This window comes from Arthrobacter sp. PAMC 25486 (assembly GCF_000785535.1).
In the GTDB taxonomy this organism is placed as follows: Bacteria; Actinomycetota; Actinomycetes; order Actinomycetales; family Micrococcaceae; genus Specibacter.
Genome location: NZ_CP007595.1, coordinates 3415240 through 3427975, shown reverse-complemented (window position 1 = coordinate 3427975; position 12736 = coordinate 3415240). Strand labels below are relative to the sequence as shown.

At 65.3% G+C, this 12736-nt stretch carries 12 protein-coding genes and 1 tRNA gene; 5 read left to right on the top strand and 8 right to left on the bottom strand.

Annotated elements, in window-relative coordinates:
* Positions 1-107: 107 nt before the first annotated feature.
* Complete coding sequence (locus art_RS15685) at positions 108-467, bottom strand: DUF2516 family protein (RefSeq protein ID WP_253901378.1); 360 nt, start codon at positions 465-467, stop codon at positions 108-110.
* A gap of 9 nt (positions 468-476) precedes the next feature.
* On the bottom strand, positions 477-1670 hold the full coding sequence (locus art_RS15680) for a PLP-dependent aspartate aminotransferase family protein (RefSeq protein ID WP_157875291.1): 1194 nt from the start codon (positions 1668-1670) through the stop codon (positions 477-479).
* A 137-nt stretch (positions 1671-1807) separates the two neighbouring features.
* Between art_RS15680 and tmk the strand changes: the two genes are divergently transcribed.
* The 5 genes from tmk (at position 1808) to art_RS15655 (ending at position 7121) form a co-directional block, all read left to right on the top strand.
* Positions 1808-2515 (top strand): dTMP kinase, encoded by a 708-nt coding sequence (gene tmk, locus art_RS15675; RefSeq protein ID WP_038466301.1) that lies wholly within the window; start codon positions 1808-1810, stop codon positions 2513-2515.
* Complete coding sequence (locus tag art_RS15670; protein ID WP_038466298.1) at positions 2512-3681, top strand: DNA polymerase III subunit delta'; 1170 nt, start codon at positions 2512-2514, stop codon at positions 3679-3681. The genes tmk and art_RS15670 overlap by 4 nt, the downstream gene beginning before the upstream one ends.
* A gap of 18 nt (positions 3682-3699) precedes the next feature.
* Positions 3700-5256 (top strand): alpha/beta hydrolase, encoded by a 1557-nt coding sequence (locus art_RS15665; protein WP_052136639.1) that lies wholly within the window; start codon positions 3700-3702, stop codon positions 5254-5256.
* Positions 5257-5389: 133 nt separating this feature from the next.
* A tRNA-Thr gene (locus tag art_RS15660) sits at positions 5390-5465 on the top strand.
* Between the two features lie 465 nt (positions 5466-5930).
* Positions 5931-7121 carry a low temperature requirement protein A gene (locus art_RS15655; protein WP_082000344.1) on the top strand — a complete coding sequence of 397 codons (1191 nt, stop codon included), beginning with the start codon at positions 5931-5933 and terminating at the stop codon, positions 7119-7121.
* Here the strand turns inward: art_RS15655 and art_RS15650 are convergent.
* The 6 genes from art_RS15650 to art_RS15625 all read right to left on the bottom strand — a co-directional run bounded on the left by art_RS15650 (position 7118) and on the right by art_RS15625 (position 12735).
* Complete coding sequence (locus art_RS15650) at positions 7118-8350, bottom strand: ABC transporter ATP-binding protein (RefSeq protein ID WP_082000343.1); 1233 nt, start codon at positions 8348-8350, stop codon at positions 7118-7120. The genes art_RS15655 and art_RS15650 overlap by 4 nt on opposite strands.
* On the bottom strand, positions 8347-9963 hold the full coding sequence (locus art_RS15645; RefSeq protein ID WP_082000342.1) for an iron ABC transporter permease: 1617 nt from the start codon (positions 9961-9963) through the stop codon (positions 8347-8349). The genes art_RS15650 and art_RS15645 overlap by 4 nt, the downstream gene beginning before the upstream one ends.
* A 5-nt stretch (positions 9964-9968) precedes the next feature.
* Positions 9969-11042, bottom strand: a complete 1074-nt coding sequence (locus tag art_RS15640) for an iron ABC transporter substrate-binding protein (RefSeq protein ID WP_052136638.1) — start codon at positions 11040-11042, stop codon at positions 9969-9971.
* A 160-nt stretch (positions 11043-11202) separates the two neighbouring features.
* Positions 11203-11700, bottom strand: a complete 498-nt coding sequence (locus art_RS15635; protein WP_038466290.1) for a hypothetical protein — start codon at positions 11698-11700, stop codon at positions 11203-11205.
* A gap of 5 nt (positions 11701-11705) precedes the next feature.
* The gene (locus tag art_RS15630) at positions 11706-12347 is read right to left on the bottom strand and encodes a bacterial proteasome activator family protein (protein WP_038466287.1); all 642 of its coding nucleotides are present in this window, start codon (positions 12345-12347) and stop codon (positions 11706-11708) included.
* A 187-nt stretch (positions 12348-12534) separates the two neighbouring features.
* Positions 12535-12735: a YbdD/YjiX family protein gene (locus art_RS15625; RefSeq protein WP_038466284.1), complete on the bottom strand. Its 201-nt coding sequence runs from the start codon at positions 12733-12735 to the stop codon at positions 12535-12537.
* Position 12736: the final 1 nt, after the last annotated feature.

Below are 12736 nucleotides of genomic sequence, written 5' to 3'. Positions count from 1 at the left end.
GATCTCACACCTCGACGAAGTCGGGCGAAGCGGAGAGGGCGCGATGTCACACCTCGACGAAGCGGAGAGGGCGTCATCTCACATCTCGGCGGAATTAGGGTGAGGCGTTACCAGGAGGAGCCGCGGTTTTGCTGTCCCCGGCCGCGGCCGCGCACCTCCGCCAGTACGGGGCGGACATCCGCCAGGTAGACACCGGCCACGGTGGCACCGGCCAGGCTGAGGATCATGCCCATGCCCATGCTCGGCACCGACAATGACATCAGCGGGACAATCACGTAGATGAAGCCAAAGAAGACAGAACCTGCCGTCAACGCGGTCCAGAACGTCTTGGTCTTCTTGTAGACGCGCTCAAAGTCCCCGGGTGATGTGCGCAGGCAGTCGCTCAACGCCCACACCTGCATGCCCAAGGCCAACAGGCCGAGGGCGACGAGTACAAAGAAGTCCACGAGATTCAAGATGTTAGTCACCATTCAAGCTTACAGCCCGGTGCTGAATGTGGTCTGTGAAGCCTGCACAAATGCCTGTGCCAGATCCGCCCACAAGTCGTCCACGTTCTCGATACCGACGCTCAGCCGCAGCAGGTTGGCGGGGACCGTTGCCGGTTCGTTCGCGTGGCGACGGCGGCGCTCAATGAGTGACTCCACACCGCCCAGGGACGTGGCCGGCGTCCAGACCCGCAGCGCCTCCACCAATGCGGTGGCCGCCTCTTCGCCGCCGGCAACCTCGATGCACAGGATCGAGCCGAAACCACTCATCTGTGCCTTGGCGCGAACGTGACCCGGATCGGAAGGCAGGCCGGGGAACAAAACCCGCTCAACGCCGTCGTGCATATCCAAACGGCGGGCCAGCTCAAGCGCGCTTGCCTGCGAGCGCTCCACCCGCAAGGCCAGGGTTCGCATGCCGCGCAGGGCGAGCCAGGCCTCGAACGGGCCGGCGATGGCGCCGTGGATGGAGCGGTGGTGGAGGAGCGTGCGGCGCAGTTCGGTGTTGGAGGTGACAAGTGCGCCCAGGATGACGTCGGAATGCCCGGCCAGGTACTTGGTCACCGAGTGCAGCACGACGTCGGACCCCAGCTCGAGCGGCTTCTGCACCAACGGCGTGGAGAAGGTGTTGTCCGTGACGACGAGGGCGCCGACGGCCTGGGCGGAGCGGGCGAGCACCACCATGTCGGCAACTTCCAGCATGGGGTTGGTGGGGCTCTCCAGCCACAGCATGTCCGCGGCTTTCTCCCCCGCCCCCGTGAGCGCGGCGATGACCCCGTCGTTGTTCGCAATGTCCACGGTGCGCAGGGTGAACAGCCCCTTGGCCGACTGCTCCTGCGCCATGACGAGTGCGCCCTGGTACGAGTGGATGGGCATGACCAGCACGCCGCCAACAGGGATGAGGGACAGTGCGGCTGAGACGGCGGCCAGGCCGGAGCTAAAGATCAGGGCCGGCTCCGTGGCACCCTCCAGCTGGGCCAGCGCGTCCTCCAACGGATCCCAGGTGGGGTTGGAGTAGCGCCCGTACGCCCGGTCACCGTCAACAACCTGCCCGGTTCCCACATACGTTGAGGAGAGCACAATGGGCGGGTTCACGGGGGCGTCGTGTCCTCGGGCGGGCCGTCCTGCCGCCACAACAATGGTGTCGGGGCTGAGTTGGTCTGGGTGCGCGGCTGGCTGGTACGTCATAACTTCCAGCGTAGACCGCCCGTGTCGCCGCCCGTCACAATATGACAGGTGCACTCAATAATGTGGATAACCGGCTTTTGTGGACAACTCCCGCACGGCTCAAGGATGCATCCAGCTAAGGCCGGTAGGCTTATGGCGTGACTGATTACACTGCCCCGCAGCCGGGCCTTTTTATTGCCTTTGAAGGCGGCGACGGTGCGGGAAAATCCACCCAGGCCGTGCTGCTGTCCAAGGCCCTGTCCGACGCCGGAGCCACAGTTTTGCGGACCCGTGAACCAGGCGGGACACCGGTAGGCGAAAAGCTGCGCTCCCTCGTGCTGGACCACGGCCAGGGAGAGATCGACGCCAAAACGGAGGCACTGATTTTTGCCGCCGCCCGGGCCGCCCACGCCAGCCAGGTCATCACCCCGGCCATTGAACGCGGCGACGTTGTCATCAGCGACCGCTACGCAGACTCCTCCATCGCCTACCAAGGTGCCGGCCGTGGACTGGGCACGGAGGCGATCGTGAAACTCAATGACTGGGCCACGAGCGGGCTGTGGCCGGACCTGACCGTGCTCCTTGACGTGTCCCCCGAAGCCGGACGCCACCGCCGCACGGCAGGCGACGCTCCGGAGGACCGCCTGGAATCCGAGCCCGACGGCTTCCACGCCGCCATTCGCGCAACATTCCTTGCCCTGGCCGCGGCGCACCCGCAGCGCTACCTGGTGCTCCCCGCCGCCAACACCGTTTCGGAGCTTGCGGCGGCCATCGTGGAACGCGTCACGGCGCTGCTGTCCGAACGCGCTGTCCAGGCCTCCGCGCAGGGCTCCTCAGCCCGGGATTCACCGCAGGGTTCCGCATGAGCGTCTGGGTTGACCTCCAGGGCCAGGACACCGTGGTGGCGCAGCTGCGCCGCGCCGCCCAGTCCGGCAACCCCACCCATGCATGGCTGCTGACCGGCCCGCCCGGCTCCGGCCGTTCCAACGCGGCACTGGCCTTCGCAGCAGCACTTGTCTGCGAACGCCCGGAACTGGCGGCCCGCGGCTGCGGCATCTGCAAGGCCTGCCACACCACCCTCAGCGGCACCAACGCGGACGTCACGTTCATCGCCACCGAAAAAACCACCATCACCATTGAAGAAGCACGCGATCTGGTGCGCAAGGCCCACGACAGCCCGTCGTCATCGCGCTGGCGTGTCATGATCGTGGGCGACGCCGACCGCATGGCCGAACGCACCACCAACGTCCTGCTCAAGGCCATCGAGGAACCGCCGCCGCGCACCATCTGGATCCTATGCGCACCCAGCCCCGCGGACGTGCTCGTCACCATCCGTTCGCGCTGCCGCACCCTGACATTGCGCCTGCCCCCGGTTGCCGACGTCGCCGCCCTGCTGGTGCGCCGCGACGGCATCGAACCGGAGCTGGCGTTGACGGCCGCCCGTGCCGCGCAGAGCCACATCGGCATTGCCCGGCGCCTGGCCACCGACGCCGGCGCCCGGGAACGGCGCGACGCCACCGTCCGCCTGCCACTGACCGTCCGCGATGTCAGTACCGCCGTCCTGGCCGCCGCCTCCCTGCTGGAATTGGCACAGGCCGAGGCCGCTTCCTCCAATGAAGAGCGCGACGCCGTCGAGAAAGCGACGCTGCTGCGTTCCCTCGGCGCACCCGAGACCGGGACGCTGCCCCCTCCCATGCGTGCCCAGGTCCGCGCCCTGGAAGAGGACCAGAAGCGCCGCGCCAAGCGTTCGGTGACGGACCATCTGGACCGGGCCCTCACCGACCTCCTTTCCTTCTACCGTGATGTGCTGGTACTGCAACTGGAAACGAAAGGGGGCTCCGCCGTCGAACGTGCCTCGGTGGAGCTGGTCAACGAACCGCTGCGGCCCATGCTCACCGACTTCTCCACCCACTCCCGGCCCGAAACCACCCTGGCGCGCATGGATGCGGTCAATGCGGTGCGGCGCCGGCTCACCACCACCAATGTTGCCCCGCTGCTGGCCCTGGAGGCCATGGCAGTCAGCCTGCTCTAACCCATGAAGGAATCCCACATGCCTGCCGGAAATGTACGACGGCGACCCCGCCTCCGCCTGCCCCTCACCGCTGCGGCGGCAATCCTTGGGCTGCTGCTGAGCGCGTGCACGGTGGTGGCGCCGGACAAGCCGGCGCAAACTTTGCAGACGTCCGCCGGCCCGGAGATCGTGGGCGAGGTGCCGCCCGAGCTGGCGGGTTTTTACACGCAGGCGGTGACGTGGACGTCGTGCAATGGCGGGTTCCAGTGCGCCGAGGTTGAGGTTCCGCTGGATTACGCGAAGCCGGACAAGGACTCTATTGCGTTGTCCGTGATCCGGCTGCCGGCCACCGGAAAGCGGCTCGGGGCCATGCTGGTCAATCCCGGCGGGCCGGGCGGATCGGGCGTAAACATGGTCAAGGACGGCGCGAAGTCGTACTTTTCCTCGAAGCTGCGCGGCGCCTACGATGTGGTGGGGTTTGACCCGCGCGGGGTGCAGCGTTCGGCCGGGGTTGCGTGTTTGTCCGACGCACAGATGGATGCGTCCCGGCAGCTGGACTTTGACCTTTCCACGGACGCGGGCTTTGCCGCAGCCGAGGCTGAGACACAGCGTCAGACCGCCTTGTGCCAGGAGAACTCCGGGCCCGACCTGGCGTTCATCGACACCGTCAGCTCCGCCCGGGACATGGATATTCTGCGTGCTGTGGTGGGCGATTCCAAGTTGAGCTATATGGGCTTCTCCTACGGCACCAAGCTGGGGGCCACCTACGCCGGGCTGTTCCCTGCACGCGTGGGCAAGTTCTCCCTGGACGGGGCCATGGACCCCTCCCTCGACATCGACCAAGTTTCGATGGGGCAGGCCGTGGGCTTTGAGAATGCGTTGCGCGCCTGGGCTGCCAACTGCCTTTCTGGCGCTGACTGCCCTGTTTCCGGCACCGTGGACGATGCCATGCAACAGATCCGTGACCTGATTGACGTGTACACGGCCGCCCCGCAGCAAACCCCTGCTGGCCGTGTGGTGACAGGGTCCGAATTCACCGGCGCCCTCGCGTTTGGCATGTACTCCACAGACCTGTGGGACCCCCTGACGGGTGCCTTGATCCAGGCCTTCGCCGGTGACGCCTCCGGCATGTTGATGCTCGCCGATTTCTCCGCCGACCGCGATTCGGACGGGAAGTACAACTCCAACACGGCCGCGGCGTTCACCGCCATCAACTGCCTTGACTACCCCATGAACTCGGATCTGGCACACATGCGCGAGCAGGCTTCATTGCTGAAGAAGGCCGCCCCGACCTTTGGGGACCTGCTGGGCTACTCCGGACTGTCCTGCAAGTCCTGGCCGTTCCCCGCGACAGGTTCGCCGGCGCCGATTGCGGCCGCAGGGGCGGGGCCCATCCTCGTGGTCGGCACCACCGGGGATCCGGCAACTCCGTACTCGTGGGCGGAAGCCTTGGCTACACAACTTGATTCAGGCGTTCTGGTGACATGGGAAGGCGAGGGCCATACCGCCTACGGCCGGGCCAATGACTGCCTGACCTCCGTGGTGGACAACTACTTCGTGGACGGAAAGCTGCCCGCAGGCGGCACACGCTGCTAACTTTTTTTGGGCCGCGCTTGGGGCGTGTTCCGCAGCTTCCATGCGGCCCTGATTTTGTACATCCACCCTGCGCATATTAGAGTTGTTTCTTGTGTTCAGCTGCTCACCCCGTAGGGGGCGGCAATGATCGCAGGCCTCCATAGCTCAGTTGGTAGAGCGTCTCACTCGTAATGAGAAGGTCAACAGTTCGATTCTGTTTGGAGGCCCCACTAAAACCCCGCCACGGCGGGGTTTTTTTGTGCCTGCCTGCGCTTCCAGCCACTCGAACTGTAGCCGATGCGTCAGCCGATCGCGGCCGGCGCCCCAACAAAAATGATCCGGATTCCGCTTTGTGATCCCGGAACTTCGGCTTCATAAAGTGGGAGCGGCATCATTTGGCCGGATCGGGATCATTTTCTGTCGCGGAGCACGAATCCGGCCGTGAACTAGCAGTTAATGTCGCCAAAACCACAATTTGAGGACATTAACTGCGAGTTCACGGTGGGCGGTGGTCGGAACCACGTGGTTTTGGCGCATTCTCGCGGGTCATTGCCCGAACGGCTTCGTGAGTCCTCACATATGGCCCCCAAAACGCTGGTTTGAGGGTCATAGGTGAGGACTCACGAGAAGGGGACGCGCGGGGATCGGTCGTTTTGGGCAAAGCGGACTCGAACCCCCGGGTTTACGATTGACACATGAGGGGAAGACCCCAAGAAATGCCCGCCGGCAGACAGCGTCCGGCACCCGCAGCTGCCCGTGAACCGGGCCGGGTCCACTGGATGGAGCTGTTCTTCGACCTGGTGTTCGTGGCCTTCGTGGGCCAGCTGGCCCATGGCATCCATGGTGATCCCGGCTGGGCGGAATACGGCACCTTCATCCTGCTGTTCTTCCCCGCCTGGTGGGCGTGGGCCAACATCGTCTCCGTCATCAACCTGCTGCCCGGCCTCACCTCACGGTCTCTGGGCCTTGCCATGCTGGCGGCCATGGCGGCCTCCGCACTCATGGCGGCCGCCGCGCCAGAAGCATTTGGCGAGCGGGCCTGGGCGTTTTCGCTTGCCAACGGCGGCCTGCGGATACTGCTGCTGGTGTTGTGGCTGGTCCAGCATCGGGCACATTCCACCGAGCCGTCGTGGCGGATCTGGGTTTACAACGGCGGGACCGCCACCCTCTGGCTCGTGGCCGCGCTCCTGCCGCTGCCGGCCGCCGTCGTGCTGTGGGCGCTGTCCATCGCGGTCGAGGTGGCCATGGTCGCCAACAGCAACCGGATCGGGGCCGACCGCAGCATGGCCGGCATCAACATTGAGCACGCCGGGGAACGACTGGGCCTCTTCGTCATCATTGTGCTCGGCGAATCGGTGTTCAGCATCGTCACGGAGGCCGCCGAATATTGGAGTCCCGCCGCGGGACTGGCGGCGTCCCTTGGCTTCGTGATCGTGGCGCTGCTGGGCTGGGCATTTTTTCAGTACGGGATGGGCACACTGTCCGCCGGGCTCGAACACCTCCAAGCACAAGGGGACCTCACCGGCATCCTGGCGACAACCCTGTTCCTGCCGTTCGTGCTGATTGTTGGGGTCACTTCCCTTGCCGCGGGCGTCGCCACGGCCATTCCCGCACCCTTTGAGCCGCTCCCCCTGGGTGCCGCCATTGCCATTGGCTGCGGTATTGCACTGTTCTACGCCACGAACGCCGCGGTTTCGCTGCGTTATGGACAACCGCCGCGCATCGTCCTGACCTGGGGTGTCCCCACAGTGGTAATTGCGCTGGGACTGGTGCCTGTGGGTGCAACTCAGCCGGCCGCCGTCGTGCTTGGGCTGGCGGTGGTGCTGCTCATCCTGGTCACGGCCTACGTTGAAATCAAGGCTCGACGGCGGACCCGCTTACCTTAGTCCTGCCAAGGGAAGACGACACCCTCGCCCACAACTTTCAGGGACAGTTCGGTGCCGGGACGGGCCAGCATCGCGTTCCAGTGGCGGATGTTGATGACCTCGCCGCCGACGGGCTGATGGGGGTCGCGCGGGTGCTCGGCGTCCACGAGGATGGGTTCGAGCTGGATCCGGACGGTGGTTTCGGGGCCAAAGTAGTCGGTGTCGACGACGCGGCCGCGGATGGGGCCGCCGCTGGAGATGCGGATTTGCTCCGGGCGCAGCATCAAGTGGACCTTGCCCTGCACCGGCGGGCGGCGCACCGGGATGCCGCCGAGTGAGCACAACGCCAGGGAGCCTTCCATCCAGGCTTCCAGGATGACGGCGTCGCCGAGGAATTCTGCGGTGGCTCTGTCGGTGGGGCGGGTGTAGACGACGAAGGGGCTGCCGATTTGGGCGAGTTTGCCGTCGCGCATGACGGCGACCTGGTCGGCAAAGCTGAGCGCCTCGGCCTGGTCGTGGGTCACGAGAATGGTGGTGACGCCGGCCTGCTCAAGTGTTTGGGAGACGGCGCGGCGGGTGGCGACGCGCAGCCCCGCATCGAGGGCGCTGAAAGGCTCGTCGAGCAGCATGAGTTCGGGTTGGCGGGCCAGCGCACGGGCCAGGGCAACGCGCTGCTGCTGGCCGCCGGAAAGCTGGTGCGGGCGGCGTTTGGCGTACGACCGGTCCATGGAGACCATTTCCAGCAGCTCGCCCACACGCAATGCGGCAGTCTTGCCGCGCAGGGGCAGGCCGAAGGCAATGTTGGCGCCGACGCTCAGGTGCGGGAACAGGGCGCCGTCCTGGGCCACGTAGCCCACGCTGCGTTTGTGCGCGGGCATCCACTTCGACGGGCCGGCGACTTCGGTACCGCCCAAAGCGATCCGGCCGGAGTCCGGCGCGGAAAAGCCTGCAATCAGGCGCAGCAGCGTGGTCTTGCCGGAGCCGGACGGGCCCACGATGGCGGTGGTGCGGCCCTGCGCCACATCAAGGTCGACGCCCTTCAGTACTTCCGTGCCGCCAAAGCTCTTATGGATGTCCGTGACCTGGAGGTGGTCGGGGACGTCACTGGAGTCGTGCACAAAGGTGCGGCTCTCCGTGTTGGCGGGGACCGGCGTCGTACTTCCTGCGGGGAGGCCGCCGCGGAAGTCGGCGCCGCCCGGCGAAACACCGGCTGGCGAAACACCGCGGGAGTGCTTGGGCTGGGAGGTCATTGTCCTGCGGCTTTCTTGGATTGCACAAAAAGAAGATACGTCATCGGCGCGGAAAGCACGATCATCAACAAGGCATAGGGTGCGGCACCCATGTAGTCAATCTCGCTGCTTAGCGCCCAGAATTGGGTGGCCAGCGTGCGTGTGCCATTGGGTGCCAGCAGCAGCGTGGCCGTCAGTTCGTTGACGATCCCCAGAAATACGAGGGCCGCACCGCCGGCGGCGGCCGGGGCCGACAGCCGCAGGGTCACGCGCAGGAACGCCACCAGCGGCGGCTTGCCCAGTGCCTGCGCGGCCTCGTCCAGGGTGGGCGGGACCTGGGCCAGCCCGGCACGCAGGTTGACCAATGCCCGGGGCATGAACAGCAGGGCATAGGCGGCCACCAGCACCACGGACGTCTGGTAGATGACCGGGAGGTTGTGGACCGTGATGGTCACCAACGCCAGCGCCACAACGATGCCGGGCATGGAACTGGAAATATAGTTGACCGCTTCCAGCAGTTTGCTAACGGGACCGGGGTGCCTGATCACCAGGTAGGCCAGCGGGAACGCCAGCAGCGTCGTGACCACGGCGCCGGCCAGGCCGTAACCCAGCGTCGCCAACAAGGCGTCCAGCAGATCTGTCCGTTCCCAAATGGCTGACCCGCCGGCAATGAGCCAGCGGCCCACATGCCACAGCGGCACGCCGAGGGCCAGCACCGAGACGCCGATAAGTGCCAACTGTCCCGGAATCTGCCAGAACCCCAGGTCCAGCCTGCGCGGATTCGACTGTACGCCGGCCCCCACCCGCGCATAGCGGGCGCTGCCGCGCGTCTTGGATTCGGCCAGCAGCAACAACAGGCAGAACAACACCAGGACACTGGCCAGCATGTTGGCCGCGGCCCCGTTGAACGTGGACCGGAACTGGTCGTAGATGGCTGTGGTGAACGTGTCGAAGGTGATCATGGCAAAGGCGCCGTATTCGGCCAGCAGGTGCAGGGACACCAGCAGCGCACCACCAGCTGTGGCGAGACGCAGTTGCGGCAGCACCACCCTGAAGAAGACCCGCCACGGCCCCAGCCCCAGCGATGCGCCGGACTGTTCCAGCGCCGGGTCCAGCCGGCTCAGCACGGCAGCCACCGGAATGTACACGAGCGGGAAGTATGAGAGCACCGAGATGAGCACGCCACCAAAAACGCCGCCGAGAGATGGGATGGCGCTGACCCAGGCGTAGCTGTTGACGAACGCGGGAATGGCGAGCGGTGCCGCCAGCAGCACCGACCATGCCTTGTGCCCGGACAGCCGGGTCCGCTCCACCAGCCACGCCCCGCCAATGCCGATCACCACGCACAGCGGCACCGTGATCAAAACCAGCGACAGCGTGTTAAGCAGCAATTCGCCAACACGGGGGCGGAACACCAATTTAACAATGGTGTCCCACCCTGTGTTGGCGGTCGCCGCCACAACATACCCCAGCGGCACCAGGGCAAACGCTGCGACCAGGGTGCAAATGAGTACAACCGGCCAAAGGCCGGGGCGTGAGCCCCGGCCTTTGGCGCGGTTACTTAAGGTTCCGGCACGTGGCGCCCCATCCGCCGTCGTGCCTTGACTTAAGGTCTTGTCCTGCGATGCATTCATTGGGCCTAGAGCAGTCCTGCCTCGGTCATCAGCTCGGTGACCTTGGCCGAATTCAGCTTCGCCGGGTCAACCTTGGGAGCCTGCAGCTCGGCGAGCGGGACGAGCTGGTCGTTCGCGGCAACGTCCGAGGCCACGGGGTACTCAAAGCTGGTGCCGGTCTGCAAGATGGTCTGGCCGGCCTTGCCCGTGACGAACTCGAGGAACTTCTGGGCGTTCTCCTGGTGCTTGCTGGAGGCCAAGACACCGCCGCCGGAGATCGAGACAAAGGCGCCCGGATCCTCATTCTTGAAGTAGTGCAGGGCCACGTTCTTGGAGTTCTCGCCGGTCTTCGCCTGATCGCCGAACCAATAGTAGTGGTAGATGACGGCGCCTTCAACCTCTCCTGAGTTGACCGCCTTCATGGCCGTGCTGTTGCCCTTGTAGGCCTTGGAGTTCTCCTTCATGGCCTTCAACCACGTCAGCGTGGCGTCCTCGCCTTTGAGCTCCAGCATGGCGGAGACGATGGCTTGGAAGTCGGCGCCCGACGGTGAAGCGGCCCAGCGGCCCTTCCATGCGGGATCGGCCAGGTCCATGATGGACTTCGGCAGCTGGTCTTCGCTGAGCTTCGTCTTGTCGTAAGCGAAGACGGTGCTGCGGGCGGCAATGCCGGTCCACTTGTTGGTGGAGGGGCGGTATGCGGCCGGCACCTGCTCTTGGACCGTGGCGCTGATGTCGGCGAACAGGCCGGCGTTTTCCACCTGCGTCATGGCGGGCGAGTTTTCCGTCAGGAAGACATCGGCCGGGGACTTGTCGCCCTCGGCGATGATCTGGTTACTCAGCTCCAGGTCGCTGCCCGGACGGACGGTGACCTTGATTCCAGTTTCCTTGGTGAACTCGTCCACCCAGGCCTGCGTCAGCGAATCGTGCTGCGCGTTGTAGACCGTAATGGCCTGATCTGCGTTACCGCCCGGAGCGCTGCTCTCTGCGGGCTTCGTGGCGCCGCCACAGGCAGCCAGGGCCAGAACGGAGGCGCCGGCCAGTGCGGTCAGTGCGGTCAGTGCGGTCTTGCTCAAGTGCTTCTTCGTGAACCAGGTGTTCATGGGGGCCTCTCGGCGTCGGAAGTAATTAGCGAACGTAAATCGATCGTAATCCATGAGAGGGCAGGCTTACCTCACAAACTGCGAAATGTGACGCAGCTCTCGCAGCTTTTTTTGCTTTCTCGGCTGCCTTATGTCCTCTTCTTAATGTCCTCGTGGGATGCTACCCGCCGGTAGACGACGTTTTGTGAAGCAGATCATTGGCCAGCGCCACGTGTTGGCCCACAATTCCTGCCTTAAGCACGACGCCGGACACCTCCCCCACGCCGAGCCTCACCAGGGCGAGCGCCTCGGCTGCGGCCGCGAGGGAGTTGCCGGCACGGGAGAGTTCGCGGTGGACGTCGTTGAGGTAGCCGCCGGTGCCCAGCGGGATTTCCATGCCGTCGCTCGGGGCGATTTTCTGGGCTTCAGCCGCGATTTCCCGGACGACGGGCAGGAGGTCGGCCAGCTCATCAGCCAGGACAACCATGGCCTCATAGTTTTCGGTGGCCTGCGCCTGCTGCCCGGCGACTGGCTCCGTTTCCGCCAGGCCTTCCAGCATCTGGTGGAAGCGGTCAAGGCCGCGGCGGAACCTGTCGTGGGCGCGGCGCCACACACCCTTGCCGAGTTCAGCGTCGTCGCGCTTGGCCTGTTTTGCGGCGCCAAAAAATCCCTTGAGCATGCCGGTCAGAGGTACTGTCCAGGGCCGCCGGACTCCGAACCGCTCAACGCGGAACCGTCCTGGCCGGCCTGTGGGCCGCGGCCGGCGGAGGCGCGCTGGGGTTCGCCGTTCTCCCCCACGATGACGCCCGGGGCGATCATGGTTCCCGGCGGGAGCTGGTGCATGGCGAGGCGTGCAGCCGTTTGCTGGCTGGCCATGGCCTGTGCTGCAAGTGCCGTCTGGATCCCGTGAAACAGGCCTTCCAGCCAGCCGACCAGCTGTGCCTGAGCAATGCGCAGCTCCGCATCCGAGGGGGCACTGTTATCCGTGAAGGGCAGGCTCAGACGGTGCAGCTCCTCGACAAGTTCAGGGGCCAATCCGTCTTCCAATTCGGCAATGGAGGCCTGATGAATCTCGGCGAGGCGGGCCCGTGCGGCATCGTCCAGCGGCGCACTCTTCACCTCATCCAGCAGCTGTTTGACCATGGTGCCTATGCGCATCACCTTGGCGGGCTGGTCCACCATTTCCGCAACATTGGCCGGCTTCTTAACCTTCTTTTCGGCCGGGGTATCCCCCACTGCCGGGTCGGTCGCGCCGCCTGCCGCGTTGTCCATGACTGTGCCTTCGGCCGCTACGTCTGAGGCCGGGATCTGCGCCTTTTCACTCATACTGCCAGTCTCTCACGGTACGTCAACACTTTCTCGGGATGGCCGGCACTGCCCCACCCCGCCCGAAATCGAGTACGCAGTTGTTGGACCGATTTCACAGATTTTGGGCGTTTTTCGTCCAACAACTGCGTACTCGATTTCGTTTATACGTGAAGAACGACGGCGCGTCCCGGCTTCCACCATCGGGTCAGCAGCAGCGGCCCTCGGGGTTGGCGTCCTGGCGGTCCGTCTTGTCGCGCCAGAACTCCTTGATAGTCATGGGCGCGGTGGCGCAGCCGGTGGCCCGGTGGTGGTCAAGGTACTTGTCGTAGGAGTCCTCGCCGAGGACACCCTTGAGGTACGTGTTGACCGCCGCCAGGCCGCGGCCGGCGCTGCGCAGCATGTCCATG

Coding starts and splice junctions, on each gene's coding strand:
- art_RS15650 (WP_082000343.1), bottom strand. CDS start 8,350: ATGACCTCCCAGCCCAAGCACTCCCGCGGTGTTTCGCCAGCCGGTGTT.
- art_RS15665 (WP_052136639.1), top strand. CDS start 3,700: ATGCCTGCCGGAAATGTACGACGGCGACCCCGCCTCCGCCTGCCCCTC.
- art_RS15635 (WP_038466290.1), bottom strand. CDS start 11,700: ATGCTCAAGGGATTTTTTGGCGCCGCAAAACAGGCCAAGCGCGACGAC.
- art_RS15670 (WP_038466298.1), top strand. CDS start 2,512: ATGAGCGTCTGGGTTGACCTCCAGGGCCAGGACACCGTGGTGGCGCAG.
- art_RS15630 (WP_038466287.1), bottom strand. CDS start 12,347: ATGAGTGAAAAGGCGCAGATCCCGGCCTCAGACGTAGCGGCCGAAGGC.
- art_RS15640 (WP_052136638.1), bottom strand. CDS start 11,042: ATGAACACCTGGTTCACGAAGAAGCACTTGAGCAAGACCGCACTGACC.
- art_RS15655 (WP_082000344.1), top strand. CDS start 5,931: ATGAGGGGAAGACCCCAAGAAATGCCCGCCGGCAGACAGCGTCCGGCA.
- art_RS15680 (WP_157875291.1), bottom strand. CDS start 1,670: ATGACGTACCAGCCAGCCGCGCACCCAGACCAACTCAGCCCCGACACC.
- art_RS15625 (WP_038466284.1), bottom strand. CDS start 12,735: ATGGACATGCTGCGCAGCGCCGGCCGCGGCCTGGCGGCGGTCAACACG.
- art_RS15645 (WP_082000342.1), bottom strand. CDS start 9,963: ATGAATGCATCGCAGGACAAGACCTTAAGTCAAGGCACGACGGCGGAT.